The sequence below is a fragment of the Bacteroides mediterraneensis genome, from assembly GCF_016900355.1.
Lineage (GTDB): Bacteria > Bacteroidota > Bacteroidia > Bacteroidales > Bacteroidaceae > Phocaeicola.
Map to the genome: position 1 here is coordinate 1 of NZ_JACJKA010000026.1, position 19,958 is coordinate 19,958.

Sequence of the window (19,958 nt, forward strand, 5' to 3'; positions counted from 1 at the left end):
TTAAGGTGACTATGGCGCGAAGGTTCCACCTCTTCCCATTCCGAACAGAGAAGTTAAGCTTCGCCACGCCGATGGTACTGCGTACAAGTGGGAGAGTAGGTAGTCGCCGTTTTAGATAGAGCCTCGAAGTAGAAATACTTCGGGGCTTTTTTTGTGCCCTGACGGGAACGGGAAACGGAAGGTTCCGAATGATGACCGAAGGAGTCCTCGGGCGGTGTGCGTCTGTCACGGCGCTACTGCCATTTCCTTTGGCCTGTATGGTTGGTACACTCTCTTCCCTGTGGGGACGTCCGATAGCCTTTAGAATGTGATTCTGTAGAATCTGAAGAGTGAAGGGGAAATAAGACATAAAAAAACTCCGGACTTCACAGCCCAGAGTTTTTACGATTGATTTCTATAATATAATTAGGTTAGTGAATCATTGTATTCGTGTCTTCTACAATTTTTCCATAGGAGAATACGCATCTTACATTGATGTCTTTGTCCAAGATGACAATGTCTGCATCTTTCCCTTTTTGTAGGGTACCTTTATAGGCTCCTATACCAATCAGGTTGGCTGGAGTTTCAGAAGCCATTCGTACGGCATCAGCCAAAGGTATAGCAGCTTTTTTCACCATGGTTTGAACCAATGTTTCCATCGTGGCCAAACTTCCGGCTAAAGAGGAATGATCGGCCAGTTTGCATACACCATTTTCTATGATGTATCTTGGGTCATTGAGCGGTTCTCCTGTGTAGGCTGCATATTTCAGGGCATCGGTTACCAGGCAGGTTTGCTCTACCCCTTTCAATTTGTAGACCAGTTTGAGAATCGTAGCTGGTAGGTGGATTCCATCGGCGATTACCTCTACACTCATTCCGTCGGTGAGGTACACACTTTCTACGGTGCCTTCGTATTTGTATTCACGGCGTTTGTGGAATCCCGGCATGGCATTATAGAAGTGAGCTGCATGAGTGAATCCGGCTTCGAAAGCTGCTTTGATTTCTGGATATTCTGCTTCGGTATGGGTGATTGCAGTCAGGATACCTTTTGAGGTAGTATATCTGGCAAAATCGTGGGCTCCTGGCAGTTCAGGACTGATGTCCCAGCGTTTGATGCATTGCGTACTTTCAAGTAACGGGATGTATTCTTCCGGATCAGGATCTTTCAGAAATTCTTCCCATTGTGTTCCTGCCATTTTCTTGTTCAAATAAGGACCTTCTATGTGCATTCCTTGTATGGTGCTTCCTTCTTCTTTCATCAATTCCTCGCATGTGGTCACTGCACGTCGGATATTTTCGAAGCTGGTGGAAGAAAGAGTGGGAAAAATGGAAGTAGCTCCATGTTTCAAATGAGCCTGTGTGGCTTTCTGAAAAGCTTCGACAGTTCCTTCTGTGAAGTCGTGTCCGCCACCTCCATGTGCATGCATGCTCACGAAGCCGGGCACGATGTACATACCTTTGGCATCGATGACGGTAGCACCGATGACAGCCAGGTCGCTGTTGGTGACTTCCAAAATTTTTCCGTCACTAATGAGTACGGAGCCATCTTTCATCCATCCTTGTGGAGTAAGAATATGGCCGTTTATAATTTGTGTCAGCATAATTGTCGAATGTTTTTAAGTGGTTAAAAAAGTGTGTTGGTACCTTCTACCAGTTTTCCCATCGCCCATACGGCACGTACATTGAGGTCTCGGTCGAGGGCCATGATGTCGGCATCTTTTCCTCTTTCAAGGGTACCTTTCCGGTCAAGCACACCCATAATGCGGGCTGGAGTTTCAGAAGCCATTCTGACCGCATCTTCCAAAGGAATCTCTGCTTTTTGAACCATGGTACGAATCAGGCGGTCCATGGTGGCGATACTTCCAGCCAGTGCAGAACGGTCGGCCAGTTTGCAAACGCCATCTTCGATGATGACGCGCGGGTCGAAGGCTTCTTTACTGTCGCTTGCGGCACATGCCAATGCATCGGTGATTAACGCAGTCTTTTCTACTCCTTTAATTTTGTGTACCAGACGCAGAATGGTAGGTGGTACATGAATGCCGTCGGCAACTACTTCCACGGTCATGTCGTCCATCAGGTAAATACTTTCTACAGTACCTTCGTATTTGTATTCACGGCGCTTATGGAATCCCGGCATAGCGTTGTAGAAGTGAGTGGCATGTGTATAACCTGCCTGGAATGCGGTATAGATGTCTTCAAATTCAGCTTGTGTGTGACCTACTGCAGCCAACACACCTTTTGATGTGATGTATTTACCAAACTGCATGGCACCCGGAAGTTCGGGAGCTGCATCCCAACGTTTGATGCAGTGGGTTTCTTCCAACAGTGGAATATATTCTTCCGGATCTGGATTCTTGATGTTTTCTGGCATCTGTCCGCCTGCCATTTTCATATTAAAATAATGTCCTTCCAGGTGAAGTCCGAGAACCGGGCTGTCTGGTTCACTCATTAATTTTTCCGTAGTAGCCGCTGCGGCACGGATCATCGGAATGGTAGAAGAAGAAAGGGTGGGGAAGATGCTGGTCGTTCCATGCTGCATGTGTGCCTTGACTGCAGTACGGAAAGCGTCTTCACTGCCTTCCATGAAATCGCGTCCGCCTCCTCCGTGCACATGGATTTCAACTCCTCCTGGTACGATATACATACCTTTGGCGTCGATCAGTGTAGCACCTACGATAGCCAGATCGCAGTTGGTTACTTCCAGAATTTTGTTGTCTCTGATTAGTACGGAACCGTCTTTCAGCCATCCTTGCGGGGTTAAAATACGGGCATTAATTATTTGAGTTAACATATTGAATAAGGTTTGATATCTTTGATATGTGCTGCAAATTTAATTAATTTGCTAATAAATTGTATGGCGGATAATATATTTATTTATGATTTAAGGGTTAATTAAATTAAAAGTGCATCTGATTTTCCGTCGTGCAGTAAAAAATGAATGGATTTGCGTCCGTTTCCCTTTTGTCAGGCTGATTTATGCATTTATTTATACCTATTTTTAATATAGAGAAATGGAAACTCGAAAGTGCGAAGTATGTTAAACAAGCATTTTTAATAAATAAAAAGCGGAAAGATTAGATGAAATGAATTATTATTTGTATCTTTGTCGCCCGATTTATATGGTATTGCGACTTGGGAAAACTTAGTACATACAAGATCGAATTAAAGAACATGACGGAAAACTCAGCTGATTATGAGTTCTCTTTGACCAATCAGTTCTTTACGGATATTGATGCTCCAGAAATCCACAAAGGAAAGTTGCAGGCGCAGCTGAACGTAAAAAAGACGATGGGGGTCTATGTCCTTACTTTCCATATCGAAGGTTCCGTAATTGTGCCTTGTGACCGTTGTCTGGATGACATGGAATTGTCGGTGGTGACAGACGATACCTTGAAGGTGAAATTAGGAGCTGCATTCTCGGATGAGGAGGATATGGTAATTGTACCCGAGGAAGACGGTTATATTAATGTCGCGTGGTTTATGTACGAGTTTATCGCATTGAGTTTACCGATGAAGCATGTACATGCTCCTGGACAGTGCAATAAAAGTATGATGGGAGCCTTGAACAAACATCTACGCACTTCGGCTGAGGAGGAAGGCGAGATGGATGATTTCCTCTTGGAGGAAGAAATGGATGAGGAATTGCCTGAATCCCGAGAAATAGATCCGAGATGGAACGAATTGAAGAAAATATTAGATAATAATTAAATAAAAGTTTAGAAAAATGGCACATCCTAAAAGAAGACAATCAAAAACGAGAACTGCGAAGAGAAGAACTCATGACAAAGCAGTTGCTCCTACGTTGGCTATTTGCCCGAACTGCGGTGCATGGCATGTTTATCACACAGTATGTGGGGCTTGCGGTTATTACAGAGGTAAGCTGGCTATCGAAAAAGAAGCTGCTCTTTAATAACTTGACGCTTTGCTGAACATCTTTGCATGTTCCAGGAAAATTAAAGCCGGAGAGCCATTTCGGCTCCCCGGCTGTTTTTTTATAGGCCACGAAATTAAGAAATGATGGAAAAAATAAATGCAGTAATTACCGGAGTCGGTGGGTATGTACCTGATTATGTATTGACAAACGAAGAATTGTCGAGAATGGTTGATACCAACGATGAGTGGATTATGACCCGTATCGGGGTAAAAGAAAGACGCATCCTGAACGAAGAAGGTTTGGGAACTTCATATATGGCTCGTAAAGCCGCTAAGCAGTTGATGCAGAAAACGGATTCAGATCCGGCTTCTATTGATTGTGTAATTGTAGCGACGACAACTCCTGACTATCATTTCCCTTCTACTGCTTCTATTCTTTGCGATAAACTGGGATTGAAGAACGCATATGCGTTCGATTTGCAGGCTGCTTGCAGTGGTTTCTTGTTTGCGATGGAAACGGCTGCCAGCATGATTCAGTCAGGCCGTCACAAGAAAATTATCATTGTGGGCGCAGATAAGATGTCTTCCATGGTGAACTATTCAGACCGTGCCACTTGTCCGATTTTCGGAGATGGTGCTGCGGCTTGTATGGTGGAAGCTACTACAGAAGATTATGGTATTATCGATTCTATCTTACGTACGGATGGTAAAGGACTTCCGTTCCTGCATATGAAAGCAGGTGGTTCAGTTTGTCCTCCTTCTTATTTTACCATTGACAACAAGATGCATTATTTGTATCAGGAAGGTAGAACCGTGTTCAAATATGCAGTGTCAAACATGTCTGATGTAACCGCTCAGATTGCGGAAAAACATGGTTTGACCAAAGACAACATTGACTGGATTGTTCCCCATCAGGCAAATTTGCGTATCATTGATGCGGTTGCTTCTCGTTTGGAAGTTCCATTGGATAAGGTGATGATTAATATCCAGCGCTATGGTAATACCAGTGCAGGAACGTTGCCCCTTTGCCTTTGGGATTATGAAAAGCAGCTCAAGAAGGGCGACAACATTATCTTCACTGCGTTTGGTGCTGGATTCACTTGGGGTGCCAGCTACGTGAAGTGGGGTTATGATGGAAATAAATAAACAAAGAATTAACACTACAGATAAAAAACGCATCCCAATCGATGCGTTTTTTTGTCTGTGAACGAATATTTACTTATGCACAAAGCCGGATTTGTGAATATTGTGGGTAATCCGAATGTCGGAAAATCCACTTTGATGAACTTGCTGGTGGGGGAACGTATCTCCATCACGACTTTCAAGGCTCAGACAACGCGTCACCGTATTATGGGAATTCTCAATACGGACGACATGCAGATTGTCTTCTCTGATACTCCGGGTGTATTGAAGCCCAATTACAAGCTTCAGGAGTCTATGCTGAACTTTTCGGAATCAGCGTTGGTGGATGCGGATGTGTTACTGTATGTCACCGATACAATTGAGAAACCCGATAAGAATGCGGAGTTCATGGAAAAGGTACGTGCTTTGAAAGTACCTGTTTTGTTGCTGATAAATAAAATTGACCTGACGAATCAGGAGAATTTGGTCAAGCTGGTGGATGAGTGGCACGAGATGTTGCCGCAAGCGGAAATTATCCCGATTTCGGCTATGGCAAAATTTAATGTCGATGTGGTGATGAAACGTATCAAGGAACTGCTGCCCGACTCTCCTCCTTATTTTGGAAAAGACCAGTGGACGGATAAGCCAGCCCGTTTCTTTGTGACGGAGATTATCCGCGAGAAAATTCTGCTGTATTACGACAAGGAGATTCCTTACTCCGTAGAAGTGGTGGTAGAACAGTTCAAGGAAGATGCCAAGAGTATCCATATCAATGCCGTGATTTATGTGGAACGTGAATCGCAGAAAGGCATTATCATCGGGCGTCAGGGAAAAGCCTTGAAAAAGGTGGCTACCGAGGCTCGTAAAACGTTGGAGCATTTCTTCCAGAAATCCATTTATCTGGAAACCTTTGTCAAGGTAGATAAGGACTGGAGAAGTTCGGATAAGGAATTGAAGAATTTTGGTTATCAATTGGATTAATATCGGCTGCGAAGCCGTAAATGAAAGATAATTATGGGAAATTTAGTTGCGATTGTAGGACGTCCCAATGTGGGAAAGTCGACACTGTTTAACCGTCTGACCAAGACACGTCAGGCGATTGTGAATGAACAGGCCGGTACAACCCGCGACCGACAGTATGGAAAGTCGGAATGGCTGGGAAAGGAATTCTCAGTGGTAGATACCGGTGGATGGGTGGTAAACTCGGATGATGTGTTCGAGGAAGAAATCCGCAAGCAGGTGATGCTGGCCATTGAGGAAGCAGATGTCATTCTGTTTGTAGTGGATGTGATGAACGGGGTCACTGACCTGGATATGGAAGTGGCAGAAATCTTGCGCCGTTCAAAGACACCGGTACTGCTGGTAGCTAACAAGACGGATAACAACGACTTGCAATACAATGCGGCCGAGTTTTATTCGTTGGGATTGGGAGATCCTTACTGTGTTTCGGCTTTGAGTGGAAGTGGAACAGGTGATTTGCTGGATTTGGTGTTGAGCAAGTTTAAAAAAGAAACACCGGAGATTCTGGATGAAGATATTCCTCGCTTTGCAGTGGTAGGGCGTCCGAATGCCGGAAAATCATCTATCATCAATGCGTTTATCGGAGAAGACCGGAACATAGTAACGGAGATTGCAGGTACTACACGCGATTCTATCTATACGCGTTACAACAAATTTGGATTCGATTTCTATTTGGTGGATACGGCAGGTATCCGTAAGAAGAATAAGGTGAGCGAGGATCTGGAATATTATTCAGTGATTCGTTCTATCCGTTCCATTGAGAATTCGGATGTATGTATCCTGATGCTGGATGCTACTCGTGGTATTGAAGGACAGGATTTGAATATCTTCTCACTGGTGCAGCGCAACCAGAAAGGATTGGTAGTAGTGGTCAACAAGTGGGACTTGATTGAAGAAAAGACAGCCAAGGTGATGAAGGGATACGAAGATGCTATCCGTAACCGTCTGGCTCCTTTTACAGACTTCCCGATAATCTTTACTTCTGCACTGACCAAACAGCGTATCTTGAAGGTGCTGGAAGCTGCGAAGGAAGTCTATCAGGCCCGTACGAGCCGTATTCCGACAGCACGTTTGAACGAAGAACTGCTTCCTTTGATTGAAGCTTATCCACCTCCTTCAAATAAGGGAAAATATATCAAGATTAAGTATATTACCCAGCTGCCCAATACACAGGTTCCGTCGTTTGTGTTCTTTGCCAATCTGCCTCAGTATGTGAAAGAACCTTATCGCCGTTTCCTGGAAAACAAGATTCGTGAACGGTGGAAATTGTCGGGAACTCCGATTAATATCTTCATCCGTCAGAAATAAGTGAAGAAATATAGTTCAAAGTTCCTTGTTGCTCTCAAAGTAGGAGCAATGAGGAACTTTTTTCATAAAAAATGTCTATTTACTTGCGGGTTCGGAAAAATGTGTTTACCTTTGCACACGCAAAACAAAAACAAATGCCCAGATGGCGGAATCGGTAGACGCGCTGGTCTCAAACACCAGTGGAGTAACATCCATCCCGGTTCGACCCCGGGTCTGGGTACTTAGAAAGGCTGATAATCGACTGATTATCAGCCTTATTCGTTTTATCGGGGCGTACTAAAAGCGTACTTCTTGACGAAAACAAAGGAAACGTGTACTTTCGTGGTTTTGGCACTCCTTATTTATGTTTTCTTAACGAAGATGCTGCATATTTCTTCCTTTCTCCTGCTTTTGTTTGCGCTGAAAACGGTATTCAAGCCTTATCTTTGCGACCTGAACCGATTTTAATGCACAATGAGTATGGAAGATATAAGAGAAGCCAATTTCAGAAAGATACAACAGATACTTGACCGATGCGTTGCGCATGAATATGGGATGAAAACCAGTGCGCTTGCCCTAAAACGCGAATACTTGACGGAAGAACAAATGAAAAACCACATCCGGCAGGAGATATTCAATGCTACAGACTACATTGTATCCTTATGCCAAAAGAACCGGGCTTTGCACAATATCCGCTTCGACATTCAGATGCCCGATTTCCTATGGGAAAGCGGATTCTTTGAAAACCTATCCTTTGACGGACGGAAAAAGTACATATCCTTCCAATGCTCCTCTTTCAATATAGATGAATACCTGCAATCACCGACCTGTTACGATGAACAGCTTCCGTTCTTTTCCTCCATTGTGCGCTTTGCCGTGCAAACCCAATATTTGGAATACCTCCAACAATTAGAAAACAAGTATGCCGTAACATCCGTACTTTCAACCGAGCAGGAAGGGGAGCCTAAGGAAGAAGTACAGGCACAATCCGAGCCAACCAAAATTGTAGGGAAATCCAATCCTTTCAAATCTGTCCTCACTCCGAAACAAATCAAACTGCTGGTTGAATGTATCAACGAAGCGCACATATTCACCACGACCGTTACTCAGAAAATCCTTTCGGACTTCTTCGCCTGCAAGCTGAACGGGGTATTGAAGTCCAACAACAACCGCCTGCTGGCTTATCTGATGATGCAGCTTAGCTGCTACAATTACATCGCTTACGAGTGGCAGTCCGTCATTGCCAACAACAAGTTGGTACTTGCCAAGATAAAGGACAAGCACCTCACCCGCAGCGACTTGTCGAGCGCGACAGACAACGTGAAGTGCATCTACCCGAAAGGATACGAAATCATAGACAAGTACATCAAGCAACTGAAAAAAGGTTGAGCATAGTCTGAGCGGTCAAACAAAGCTCAATTAGTCTTCATTTTCAAGCCCTTAACTTTGCCCCCCGTTAACAAAACGATGCGGCATGTCTGCATAGGTCAAAACAGAAAATATTTCACGTGAGTTACCCGTAACTTATGTGTCGATGTTTTGGAAGATGCCGATTTTTGCCCCATCAAAAAAGAAACGAGGGTGCGCACCTTCATATTGTATCACCGAAAAGTTAAAGACAGTATGGAAAAGACTTTGGAAATGCGAGTGGAAGAACTCGAAAGAATGTTGTTTATGACCAAGAATGTGCTTAGCTTCGATGAAGCGAGCGCATTCCTCTGCCTGTCGAAAAGCTATCTCTACAAGCTGACTTCAGGCAACCTGATTCCCCACTACAAGCCGCAGGGGAAGATGCTCTATTTCGAGAAGTCCGAACTGGAAGCATGGCTCCGCCAGAATCCGGTAAAGACCAAAACGCAGATAGAGCAGGAAGCGCAGAAGTATGTCCTTAACCGTCCCTTAAAGAAGTAAAGCCCATGGAAAACAAAAAAGGCATAGAGGCTAAAGGGGATGCCATCATGAAGAAGGAGGACTTCGCAGCTCTTTGGAAGAGCATCCGCCTGAAAGTGACAGATACCTACGACGTGCCGCCCGAAATCCTTTGGGTGAACGGCTCCACCATCGGGACTTTGGGCAATTTCAGCGCGTCCACAGGAAAGGCGAAAAGCAAAAAGACGTTCAACATCTCCGCCATCGTTGCGGCGGCGTTGACCAATGACGAGGTGCTGCACTATTCAGCGTGCCTGCCACCGGACAAACGGAAAATCCTTTATGTGGATACCGAACAGAGCAGATACCATTGTCATAAGGTGATGGAACGCATCCTGCGGCTTGCCGGGCTTCCGACCGACCAGGACAGGGACGACTTTGTTTTCATCGTGCTTCGGGAACAGACCCCTGACATGCGGAAGCGGATTATCGAGTATATGCTGGAGAACATGCCCGATGTGGGGCTGCTCATCATTGACGGCATCCGCGACCTGATGTATGACATCAACAGTCCCAGCGAATCAACCGACCTGATAAACCTGCTCATGCGCTGGTCAAGCGGGTATAACCTGCACATTCATACCGTGCTGCACCTGAATAAAGGGGACGACAACACGAGGGGGCACATCGGCACGGAACTGAACAACAAGGCGGAAACCGTCCTGCAAATCACCAAGAGTACGCAGGACGGGAACATCAGCGAGGTAAAAGCGGCACACATACGCGACCGGGACTTCGAGCCTTTCGCTTTCCGCATCAACGACAGCGCATTGCCCGAAGCCGTAGACGGCTATGTATTCCAGCAGCCCAAGCAGGAAAAAAGTTTCCCGCTTACGGAACTGACCGAGCAGCAGCACCGCACTGCATTGGAAAACGGTTTCGGGAAACGCACCGTGCAGGGCTATTCCAACGTCATACAGGCGTTGAAGCAGGGCTATGCAAGCATCGGCTACGAGCGTGGGCGTAATGTCCTTGTGGCGCTGAACACGTTTCTCGTGAACAAGCGTATGATTGTAAAGGAAGGAAAGGGATACCGCTACAATCCAGATTTTCACTACTAAAAACAGGTTTGGTTTAGTCCGGGTATATATGTAAGGGGAACAGACTTCCTGTTTCCTGTCACTTCCGGCAATCAAGTCCGGTACGGTACGGGCGTATATATGAAGGTCTAAACCGGACTGGCACACTTCCAAATTATTCATCACCCACTAAAAAGTTTGCATTATGAACATTGAAGAAGCAAAGAAAATACACATCGCCGATTACCTGCACAGTCTGGGATATTCACCCGTCAAGCAGCAGGGAGCGAACCTATGGTACAAATCGCCACTGAGGGAGGAACATGAAGCGTCCTTTAAAGTAAACACAGAACGGGAACAATGGTATGACTTCGGGGCTGGCAAAGGCGGCAACATCATCGCACTGGCACAGGAACTTTACTGTTCCGACCATCTGCCGTACCTATTAAACCGGATTGCAGAACAGGCTACGCATGTCCGCCCGGTCAGTTTTTCTTTTCGGCAGCAAAGGTCGGCACCGAGTTTCCAACATTTGGAAGTCCGTGACCTCACCCATCCGGCATTGCTCCGTTACTTGCAGGGGCGTGGCATTGACCTCACACTGGCAAAAAGAGAATGCAGGGAACTGCGTTTCACTTATGACGGCAAGCCCTACTTTGCCATCGGTTTCCCGAATATGGCTGGCGGCTACGAGGTGCGCAACTCCTTTTTCAAAGGCTGCATCGCACCGAAAGACATCACCCATATCCGGCAAGAGGGCGAACCGAGGGAGAAGTGCCTGGTGTTCGAGGGCTTCATGGACTATCTTTCATTCCTCACGCTAAGGACAAAGAACTGCCCTGTCATGCCCAACCTTGACAGGCAGGATTACGTCATACTCAACTCCACCGCCAATGTACAGAAAGCCATTGACGCATTGGGGCAGTATGAACGCATCCACTGCCTGCTCGACAATGACGGGGCAGGCTTCCGGGCAACGCAAGCCATCACAGCGGAATACTCCTATCGGGTACGGGATTTCTCGCACAATTACCGGGGATATTCCGACCTGAACGATTACCTGTGCGGCAGGAAGCAGGAACAGAAAAACGGACAGAAACTGCTGCTAAGGCAGAAGAAAGGCAGGGGAATCTAACCCGGCGGAGATAGACACTGTGAGCAACGGGCAGACGTTTCTTAGGGGAAGCAAGGTTATGTTTCGGTAGACCGAAACCGCCTTGCTTTGCTATCCGCAAAGGGAACCGCTCCCGTCGGTCGCAATTTTCAAGACAACTTCCAAAAACAAAAATGTATGACAGATACAAGGAACAAATCAGGCGGTCGTCCGGCAAAGAACCGGATAGACAGGCAAAGACGGGTGGTCAGCACGAAGCTGACCGAATTGCAGTATTACGCCATCAAGAAGCGGGCGGGTGAAGCCGGGCTGCGTGTCAGCGAGTATGTGAGGCAGGCAGTCGTGTCTGCTGAAATAACGCCCCGGCTGAACAGGCAGGATGCGGACACCCTCCGCAAACTGGCAGGCGAAGCGAACAACATCAACCAGCTGGCGCACCGGGCAAATGCCGGGGGCTTTGCAAAAGTGGCGGTCGAACTGGTGAAGCTCAAGAACAGGATAGTGGAAATCATAAGCCATTTGTCGGATGATTGGAAAAATAAGGAAAGGAAGCGGGTTTAAGGGCTGTGTGGGCTACGTGCTGGGCAAGGAGCAGGCGGTCTTGCTCCACGCGGACGGGGTACTGGCGGAAAGCAGGCAGGACATCGTCCGCAGCTTCCTCGCACAAGCCTCCATGAACCCGCACTTGGGCAAACCTGTCGGACACATCGCACTGAGCTATTCAGCAGCGGATGCGCCCCGGCTGACGGACGAGAAGATGGTGCAACTGGCGCAGGAATACATGCATGAGATGAAAATCACCGGCACGCAGTACATCATCGTGCGCCATCAGGACAGGGAGCATCCGCACGTGCATATCGTGTTCAACCGCGTAGGCAACGACGGCAAGACCATTTCTGACCGGAACGATATGTACCGTAACGAACAGGTATGCAAGAAGCTGAAAGCCAAGCACGGGCTTTATTTCGCCAAGGGGAAAGAGCGGGTGAAGCAGTATCGCCTGAAAGAGCCGGACAAGTCGAAATACGAGATTTATACGGCAGTAAGGAATGAAATCGGCAAATCCCAAAGTTGGAAGCAGTTGGAAAAGCGGCTGGCAGAAAAGGGCATCGGCATCCGCTTCAAATATAAAGGGCGTACAGGCGAGGTACAGGGCATCTCCTTCACCAAAGGCGCCTATACGTTCAAAGGTTCGGAAATAGACCGCAGTTTCAGCTTCTCCAAGCTGGATAAGCATTTTGGGAACGCAGGAATGGATGCCGCAGAAAATAGCCGGCAGCAGATAGTTCCCGCACCCATTTTGGAGCCTGAGCAAACACCGCAAAGGAACGACGGCCCTTCAATGGGCGGCTTGTTCAGCCTGTTTGATGTTTCGCTGTCTGTTCCATCTGACGAAGAAATCGACTGGAATCTGAGAAAAAAGAAGAAGAAAAAGAAAAGACAACTTAAACTGTAAACGGATATGGAAGAAAATTTGATTTTAGAGGGGCTTCTCTCCATGGTCACGGAACTGAAGGAGAAGCAGGAAGCGCAGGTAACGCCAGCCGGACGCGAGGAAACCCTTTCCCGGCTGGAGGCTATAGAACGGGCGTTGTCGGAGTTACGCAGAAACCCGGCAGTTCCTGAAAAAGAATTGCGAGACATATTGAACCAACTTGCAGACCTGCGAAAATCGGAGCAAGAACAGCGACAGTCCTTCGGAGATGTCAGAAAGTATGTGGTCGCCACTTTCGGCTGCCTCAAAGACATGCTGGAAATGCTGCAACGCTGTCATGAAGAGCGCACATCCGGAGGGGAGGAAGCTAAACCCGTGCCGCTTTATCAGCGGATTTACAACAAGGCTGCTTCATTAGTACGTCCGAGACTATTCCTTTTTTCGGCGGGACTGATTGTTTGTGCCACTTCCTTGTTCCTGAATGTCCGTTTGGCTGAACGGATGGGACGGTTACAGGAGAACGATATGAAATACCGCTATCTGCTGATGCTGGGACAGGCGGACGGCAGTACCCTTGAAAGGCTGGAAAACAAGTTCAAGTGGCAGCGTGACGAGCGTTTCATCCGCAACCTGACGGATTCGGTGCTGGATTTTGAGGAACGTTGCCGCAGGCAGGCGGAAGCCTTGGAACGGGCAAGGCTGCTCAATGAACAAGCTGAACAGTTGAAAAAAGAAGCTGACTGTTTAGGAAATCCTTAACGCTAACTAATAACAAAAGCCGGAGTAAAAAAGTGTAAACTGAACTTTTACTTCGGCTTTTGTTATTCGCACAAATACATTCTTCTTCTAACTTATTCAGGCGTTGTTTGAGAAATGATTTTCTGCAATACATATTGCGTGGTCTGACATCTTATATCTGTGGGGTGTGTCAAAATAACGATTTTCTCTACTTGCAATTCGTAAGCATATCCTTTTTCGTAAATAAAGCCTTCTATTTTATTGAACGGAACATTCATCCATGCATCTTCTTCAGATTCACGTATTTTCATGCAAGGTGCTTGAAGGTCATTATTTCTCCAATCGTCCCAATCGTAAAATCCTTCTTCAGCTGATACGAATAGATGGATGGTATCACGTGTACTTTCAGCTTCCTCCTTTGACAGTTCTTTTACTAATTTATAAGTATATCTGCTGGCATCTGCCGGAGGATTTCCCAATGTTGTTCGCTCTATCTGTAATTTATAGGCATATCCACGGTCATACTTGAATCCGGCTATTTCGTTGAAGTCCATGTACTCGAAATCAGCATTTCCAACCTTTACCCACATGCCTTCAATCGGGTAACTTGACATGACAGGACTGTCAATATAGGTCATGGGAGAAACCTCAGCATCCATCGTTTCCACTTTGTCTTTCGGCGTATCGTCATCCAGACAACCTGCCATCAGGAAACAGATTGAACATAACAGTAAAAATAATACACCATTCCTTTTCATAATCGCACTTTTATGGTTTTACTGCTGACAAAGGTATATAATTCCACTTCTGATAGATATCTTACTATATGGAATTTATCCGTTTTAAGAATATTTAGCTCACTAAACTCCAGATTTTATTATCTATCTGCAATCTCAAAGCGCACCAGCATGGAATAGTTCTTCTTAATGGTACGGAAGTTGTCGAATGAAGCGGCATCGGATGCCAGAACGTTGCTTTGCGCAAATGGAAAAGCATTGCTGCTCCCTTCTTCCACAATGCGTATCACGTTGCCCAATTTCTTGCCTAATGCCTCCACCAAATAAGTAGCTTTCCGTTGGGCAGCTTTCAATGCTTCAATCTTTCCCTTTTGGTGATAGGCAAGCATGTCTTTGTTTTCCAATTCGCCGATGCGCATGGTGTGGATGCCTTTCGTATCTATGTGCTTGATTATCTCATTTATCTGATTGAAGTCAGTCAGTGTGATGTCGAATTTCTTGGAAACTAAAAAGTCCTGCCCTTGTTGTCGCCAATAGTCGCCGATTTCTTGTGTACGGATAGCGTTCTGCGGAATGCCTGCTTGGGCGAGAGCTTCCCTTAGTCCTTGTTCTATCTGTGATAAAGGCACTTTGGTACGGTATTCTTCGGGCTTCGATTTACCATCGAATTCTTCCTCGAAGTATTCACGGATTTCAATCAGATAATGGATTTTGTCGGGCACGATTTCGATTTCCGATGTGCCTGTCACTTCGATGTAACGCTCGTTGGTTTGCGCTTGCAAGGAAAAAACCATTAACAAGCTGATAGCTGACAGTAATACTTTCATTCTCATATTCTCATCTGTTTAGGGTGTTATTTCATTATGATTGACAACCAATCATGGCTTATCTTGCCGATTGAAACATCTTTGTGCAATGTTACCCAGCCCTTGCTTTTTACATATTGTTTTTCAGTGAATAAAGGCGGTTGTTTAGAAGCCCTGAAAGTTTGGTTCAAAGCTGCTGTCTCCACAAACCGCCCGTCAATAAACTCAAAACGTTTGTAGCTGTAAGACGCAGCCGAGATACGCGATGAAGAAAACACACATCTCTTCTCGTTGTTTATTTGTGGATTTTCTATCTGCCTAAAACTTTCATCTTTTACAAATTGCCCCTTTGTTTCATCCCACACAAGGCAATCATAATATTGTATCATTTGATTGCCATATTGACCAAGATTGACAAGTATATCGTCTTTACCATCAAAACTAACGTCTTGTAAGTTAACCCAAACATCGAGATTATTGGCAAATTCAATGTCAGGAGGATAGGAATAAGATATTTCTTGGGTCGTTTTTCCCTGTTTGTCAAATAGGATGATTTGCAATCCTTTCAAGTCCGTACCGTTTCTGACAGCCGTATATCTCATCATTTTAGTTCCATTATGCCCAACAAGGTTCCATTCGTCAGATGCCCAAAAAGAATGTTCTCCGTCATCATTGGCTTTCCCGCTTGTCGTGGTTTGAGCTTTCCCATTTTCAAAAGGTGTAGCAAACTTGAATTGGGGCTTAATAACTACATTACCTAATGTATCGGCAAACCCTATCAGTCCGTTCTCATCCATGATGCGGAAAAGTCCTTCACGGACATAATCGGGGCCGTTATCATATTTGAACACATAAAACAATTCTTTCCCTTGATTATCTATACAAATAATCCGTGCGTCCTGCTTGTTCTCATACACAAAACCTATGTTCCGTATGGTATCCGTTTGGCAGAACTTGTATTTACCGTATGGCACAATGGTATCGCCTTGTTCATTCAAATAGCATACGGGAACGCCGGTTTCAAGGTGACTTTCAGTTGTATGGGCAATCAGACTCCCGTTCCTCTTAAAAATTACGGGTATAGTCCACACGGATTCCCGGTATTCTCCTTTGCCATAATAATTGATGGTAGGTGTCCAACGAGGCATCTTTCTGATGATTCCCAATACTTGGTTGTCCCAATCCTGTATGCCGCAGCTTCGTAAGACTTTGGCTTCATATACTTCTCCATACGAATCAATCCGTATCGTATAGATGCCTCTCACTTGTTGTTTATCACCCAATAACTTAGGGTCATACTTCAGGTGTAGGGTGATGTAGTTTTGCGCAGACCACGGCTGTCCTTCTTGAAAAGAAGCAACTGCTTCCCATTCCACAAAACAGTGTTTCTGTTCTTCTTCCGCGATACTGTCTGCCTTCACCCTGTCTCGATAATGTTGGGGCAGGAAAGGCACATAGACTGCATAGTAACATTTCATCCGCTTGTCATCCTTGTCCCTGCATGGCAAGCAATGCGGCAATTCTTTGGTCAGTCTGATAACTTCTTTGTCGAACTCCTTATGTATGGTGGTCAAGATATTGATACCGTGAGGTAACCCTAAGGTATCGATAGAGAACATGACTACGGAATATCCGGCTTGGTTCTTTTTCAACAACTCTTCGGGATATACCATTTGGGAAGTATAATACTTTTCTAAATCGTAATTCCATTTTGCCCACCGGGGTGGTTCAATGGTTGATAAGTCTTTAATTGGACTCCCCGACATATCCAGAACACCTATGTTCCAACCTATTTCCGCACGCCAAATGCTGTCCAAGCGATTCTCATTCTCTCGTTGTCCTTGCAGGCTGTTGTCAGTCACGCATCTGACTACGCCAATGGTCAGAGAGTCGGGTAGATACTGAAAAATCAATGTGCTGTCGGTCAGTTCTTGGATAATGTAATTTTTCCTCGATTCAAAGACTTTGATTGTATCTCCGCATAAAGAATAAGAATAAAAAGTTTTTTTCCTTTTGCCATCATACAAAAAGACGCTTCTCCACCCTGCATCACGAAATTCCATTTCCATAGCATATTGCTTGTCTTGGGGTAATTGCACTTTCCATACTTTGTTTTCCAGCAATGCGGACATATCTGCACATTTATTGTTTTGGGCAGAAAGTCCGCCTATTACAACCCATGCAAGCCATATGAACAGAAGTTTCTTCATAACTTATCATCTTAATAGCACTCAAAGATAGCGAAAAGAAATAACCTAATCAATTATTAGACAATTCCTTTCCCGTTAGGTTTAAGCAAATCAACTCTTATGATGAAAATAGCACCTTAAAAATATCTACAAGTTTAGTCTGTTCCTTTGTCTATATACCCAAACCAACCTAAACCTATTCTTGTTGGCAGTAATAAACGTACTGGCAAAAAGAGAACAGAATGTATTTTTCTTCTCTTTTCGCCAGTAGTGCTTTTATCGCTAATAGTTTGTAGTCGAAATAAACTTCTTGATTTCTTCCTCACTTGGCAGTTCTATCATGTACTTCTGCACAAAGATGTTCGGGTCTAATCCGGCGGTAGCATACTTTACCAACGTGTCGCCCTTCTCGGTGCAAAGCAGGATGCCGACAGGCGGATTATCGTCGGGCTGCATCACTTCCGCCTTGAAGTAGTTAAGGTATAGGTTCAGTTGCGAAGCGTACTCGTGGCGGAATTTGTCTATCTTCAATTCTACGATGATATGGCATTTCAAAATGCGGTGGTAAAACACAAGGTCGGCAAAGAAATAATCTCCATCTATCAGGATTCGCTTTTGACGCGCTTCGAAGCAGAAGCCATGCCCCATTTCCAACAGGAAGCGTTGCAGGTTGTCGAGAATGGATTGTTCCAAGTCGCTTTCAGTGACCAAGGCACGGTCGTTCAATCCCAAGAACTCCAACGTAACAGGCGTGTTGATAACATCTTTGGGCTGCAATTGTGCGGCTTGTTGCTGCACTAAGGCAGATAGAGCTTCTTTGTTTTTAGATAGTCCGCTACGCTCGTAATAGAGGGAGTTGATTTGACGTTCCAGTTCTTTATACGACCAACATCCACGAATGGTTTCCATTTCATAAAAGGCTCTTTTTACTGGGTTGTCAATCGTGGATATAAGCATCAGATTAGAATATGTGAGCCTGTTAAAGAGTTTGTCAGCCGGAATCATCCATCTTTTTGCATCATCCAATTCGGCGGACGGCATCCGCCGAATGTTTATCGCAGATTCGGCGGATGGCAACCGCCGAATTGGTTCTATGAATTCGGCACTCAGCGTATGCCGAATTTGGCTTTGCGAAACAATGTATTGTGCGATAGGCTCTTTCAGTTGTGGATAAACGAGGTACAACCGCCGGAACTCACGAAACCTGCGCTCGTTCAGTCCTTTGACATTCAACCGCTGTTCCAGTTTTTTCAACAGTTGTTCGCCGTATGCGGCACGGTCTTCACCGTTTTGTTCAAACTCCACGATATAGCGGCCCATGAGCCAGTTGCGGGCAGTCAAGGCGAGGTTTACAGCGTGTGCGGCTTGCGCCTGCAACGTGCTTTGTATCGTGCTGATATGTTTTACTAATGCTTCAAAGTCCATAGTTGCAAAGGTAAGTCTTTTATGGTTAAAACTTTAATTCCGGCAGGCTGTTTATTGCATCCTCTTTCAATTTGTCCACCGCACGGGTGTATTTCTCCGTATGTTTCAGTCCGCTATGCCCTAAAAGGCTGGCAACCGTCTTGATGTTTGCCCCATTGTTGAGGATATTCACGGCGAACGAATGGCGGGCACAATGCCAGCTGATGTGCTTGTCTATCCCAGCTCTTTTTACCCAACGCTTGACTGATTTACAGCAACTTTCATAAGAGGGAAGATTAAAGATGAGAACATCCTTATTACCGTTTGTTGGTGGTTCTCCCACAAGCGAAAGAAGCCCGTTATTAAGTGGGATGACCACACCACTATTGGCGGAATGTCCTTTAGTTTTGGTCTGTTCAAACTTCAACAGCTTATTGGAATAGTCTATGTTCCGGTAAGTAAGGTCTTTCACGTCACAGAAGCGCAAGCCGCAATACAGGCAGAAGATAAACGCACGCCGTACATTGGGGTTCTCGTTGTCATAATGGCACGCTATCAACTGTTGGATTTCTTCCGGCGAAAGCACGTCCTTACGCAAAATCTGACCGTCCACCTTGCAAGTAACGCCTTTGCACGGGTCTTTCAACATCACGTCATGGTCAATCGCATAATGGATTACCTTCTTGAAACGCTGGAAGATGCTTTTGGCTCCTTCGCCCACACTTCGCGATTGCAAATAAGCCACAAACTGCTCCATCATGTCCTTTGTAATAAGTTCGGGCTTGATGCTGAACTCATACATCGGATAATGTTCCTTCAAAAAATCCTTGAATCGGCTGAGCGCGATTTGCACCATCCGAATGTCCTTCTTAGTGTAGTCATTGATATAGGCTTGAAAATAATCCAAGAAATTTACATTTCGGTCTTTTTTCAGGCGATACCCCAACATACTTTCCTTGAATTCCTGTTCACGTTCCGCACGTATCCTTACGGCAAGCTCCAACATTTCCTTGTTCTGCTGACGTTCCGCAGGGGTACGGGGCTTGTCTATCAGATACAGGCTGAGGTTCTCTTTTCGTCTGTGATGCTTGACGGAAAACTTGGGTTTCCCCTGCATCTTGCCGCTATCATAATACACCTGATTACCGTTTTCATCCAATACAGGCTTTTCCTCCCTACCCAAATAATACTCCAGATACAGGCTGATTCTGCCATCCGAAAGTTTATTTTGCTCCAACTTGGGGTTTTCTTTCGTTTTATTTTCTAACTTTGCCATTGTTTAGAGGTTTTATCCCGATTTAGGTAC

The 19,958-nt window shown here is 45.4% G+C and carries 19 protein-coding genes, 1 tRNA gene and 1 rRNA gene; 14 read left to right on the forward strand and 7 right to left on the reverse strand.

Going from position 1 to position 19,958, the window contains the following annotated elements; genetic code table 11:
* Position 1 precedes the first annotated feature (1 nt).
* Positions 2-112: ribosomal RNA gene (rrf, locus tag H6A28_RS12385) — 5S ribosomal RNA — on the forward strand.
* Between the two features lie 298 nt (positions 113-410).
* Here rrf and nagA (H6A28_RS12390) read toward each other — a convergent pair.
* Positions 411-1,580 (reverse strand): N-acetylglucosamine-6-phosphate deacetylase, encoded by a 1,170-nt coding sequence (gene nagA, locus H6A28_RS12390; protein WP_204480647.1) that lies wholly within the window; start codon positions 1,578-1,580, stop codon positions 411-413.
* 23 nt (positions 1,581-1,603) lie between these two features.
* Positions 1,604-2,770 (reverse strand): N-acetylglucosamine-6-phosphate deacetylase, encoded by a 1,167-nt coding sequence (gene nagA, locus H6A28_RS12395; protein WP_204473558.1) that lies wholly within the window; start codon positions 2,768-2,770, stop codon positions 1,604-1,606.
* A 380-nt stretch (positions 2,771-3,150) separates the two neighbouring features.
* Between nagA (H6A28_RS12395) and H6A28_RS12400 the strand changes: the two genes are divergently transcribed.
* The 13 genes from H6A28_RS12400 (at position 3,151) to H6A28_RS12460 (ending at position 13,537) form a co-directional block, all read left to right on the forward strand.
* Positions 3,151-3,687, forward strand: coding sequence for a YceD family protein (locus H6A28_RS12400; protein WP_204473560.1), 537 nt, complete (start codon positions 3,151-3,153; stop codon positions 3,685-3,687).
* Between the two features lie 16 nt (positions 3,688-3,703).
* Positions 3,704-3,889, forward strand: a complete 186-nt coding sequence (rpmF, locus tag H6A28_RS12405; RefSeq protein WP_007565939.1) for a 50S ribosomal protein L32 — start codon at positions 3,704-3,706, stop codon at positions 3,887-3,889.
* Between the two features lie 107 nt (positions 3,890-3,996).
* A complete protein-coding gene (locus H6A28_RS12410; protein ID WP_204473781.1) occupies positions 3,997-4,998 on the forward strand; it encodes a beta-ketoacyl-ACP synthase III in 1,002 nt (333 codons plus the stop codon).
* A gap of 75 nt (positions 4,999-5,073) precedes the next feature.
* Positions 5,074-5,955, forward strand: coding sequence for a GTPase Era (gene era / locus H6A28_RS12415; protein ID WP_204473562.1), 882 nt, complete (start codon positions 5,074-5,076; stop codon positions 5,953-5,955).
* A gap of 33 nt (positions 5,956-5,988) precedes the next feature.
* Positions 5,989-7,302 carry a ribosome biogenesis GTPase Der gene (der, locus tag H6A28_RS12420; protein WP_204473564.1) on the forward strand — a complete coding sequence of 438 codons (1,314 nt, stop codon included), beginning with the start codon at positions 5,989-5,991 and terminating at the stop codon, positions 7,300-7,302.
* Between the two features lie 136 nt (positions 7,303-7,438).
* Positions 7,439-7,522 (forward strand) — tRNA-Leu (locus H6A28_RS12425).
* 239 nt (positions 7,523-7,761) lie between these two features.
* Complete coding sequence (locus H6A28_RS12430) at positions 7,762-8,670, forward strand: hypothetical protein (protein ID WP_204430216.1); 909 nt, start codon at positions 7,762-7,764, stop codon at positions 8,668-8,670.
* A 234-nt stretch (positions 8,671-8,904) separates the two neighbouring features.
* Positions 8,905-9,192, forward strand: coding sequence for a helix-turn-helix domain-containing protein (locus H6A28_RS12435; protein ID WP_204430215.1), 288 nt, complete (start codon positions 8,905-8,907; stop codon positions 9,190-9,192).
* Between the two features lie 5 nt (positions 9,193-9,197).
* The gene (locus H6A28_RS12440; protein ID WP_204430214.1) at positions 9,198-10,271 is read left to right on the forward strand and encodes an AAA family ATPase; all 1,074 of its coding nucleotides are present in this window, start codon (positions 9,198-9,200) and stop codon (positions 10,269-10,271) included.
* A 163-nt stretch (positions 10,272-10,434) separates the two neighbouring features.
* Positions 10,435-11,364 (forward strand): toprim domain-containing protein, encoded by a 930-nt coding sequence (locus tag H6A28_RS12445; RefSeq protein ID WP_204430213.1) that lies wholly within the window; start codon positions 10,435-10,437, stop codon positions 11,362-11,364.
* Positions 11,365-11,520: 156 nt separating this feature from the next.
* On the forward strand, positions 11,521-11,904 hold the full coding sequence (locus H6A28_RS12450; RefSeq protein ID WP_204430211.1) for a MobC family plasmid mobilization relaxosome protein: 384 nt from the start codon (positions 11,521-11,523) through the stop codon (positions 11,902-11,904).
* On the forward strand, positions 11,870-12,799 hold the full coding sequence (locus H6A28_RS12455; protein WP_204430209.1) for a relaxase/mobilization nuclease domain-containing protein: 930 nt from the start codon (positions 11,870-11,872) through the stop codon (positions 12,797-12,799). The genes H6A28_RS12450 and H6A28_RS12455 overlap by 35 nt, the downstream gene beginning before the upstream one ends.
* Before the next feature lie 6 nt (positions 12,800-12,805).
* On the forward strand, positions 12,806-13,537 hold the full coding sequence (locus H6A28_RS12460; RefSeq protein WP_204430206.1) for a hypothetical protein: 732 nt from the start codon (positions 12,806-12,808) through the stop codon (positions 13,535-13,537).
* Between the two features lie 92 nt (positions 13,538-13,629).
* On the opposite strand, the gene H6A28_RS12465 is transcribed toward H6A28_RS12460, so the two are convergent.
* The 5 genes from H6A28_RS12465 to H6A28_RS12485 all read right to left on the reverse strand — a co-directional run bounded on the left by H6A28_RS12465 (position 13,630) and on the right by H6A28_RS12485 (position 19,928).
* On the reverse strand, positions 13,630-14,274 hold the full coding sequence (locus H6A28_RS12465; RefSeq protein WP_204430205.1) for a DUF4377 domain-containing protein: 645 nt from the start codon (positions 14,272-14,274) through the stop codon (positions 13,630-13,632).
* Positions 14,275-14,393: 119 nt separating this feature from the next.
* Complete coding sequence (locus H6A28_RS12470; protein WP_204430203.1) at positions 14,394-15,086, reverse strand: SIMPL domain-containing protein; 693 nt, start codon at positions 15,084-15,086, stop codon at positions 14,394-14,396.
* A gap of 20 nt (positions 15,087-15,106) precedes the next feature.
* The gene (locus H6A28_RS12475) at positions 15,107-17,269 is read right to left on the reverse strand and encodes an XAC2610-related protein (protein WP_204430201.1); all 2,163 of its coding nucleotides are present in this window, start codon (positions 17,267-17,269) and stop codon (positions 15,107-15,109) included.
* A gap of 261 nt (positions 17,270-17,530) precedes the next feature.
* Positions 17,531-18,673: a PDDEXK nuclease domain-containing protein gene (locus tag H6A28_RS12480; RefSeq protein WP_204430198.1), complete on the reverse strand. Its 1,143-nt coding sequence runs from the start codon at positions 18,671-18,673 to the stop codon at positions 17,531-17,533.
* 25 nt (positions 18,674-18,698) lie between these two features.
* Entirely contained in the window at positions 18,699-19,928 is a 1,230-nt protein-coding gene (locus H6A28_RS12485) for a site-specific integrase (RefSeq protein ID WP_204430196.1), read from the reverse strand.
* Positions 19,929-19,958 lie beyond the last annotated feature (30 nt).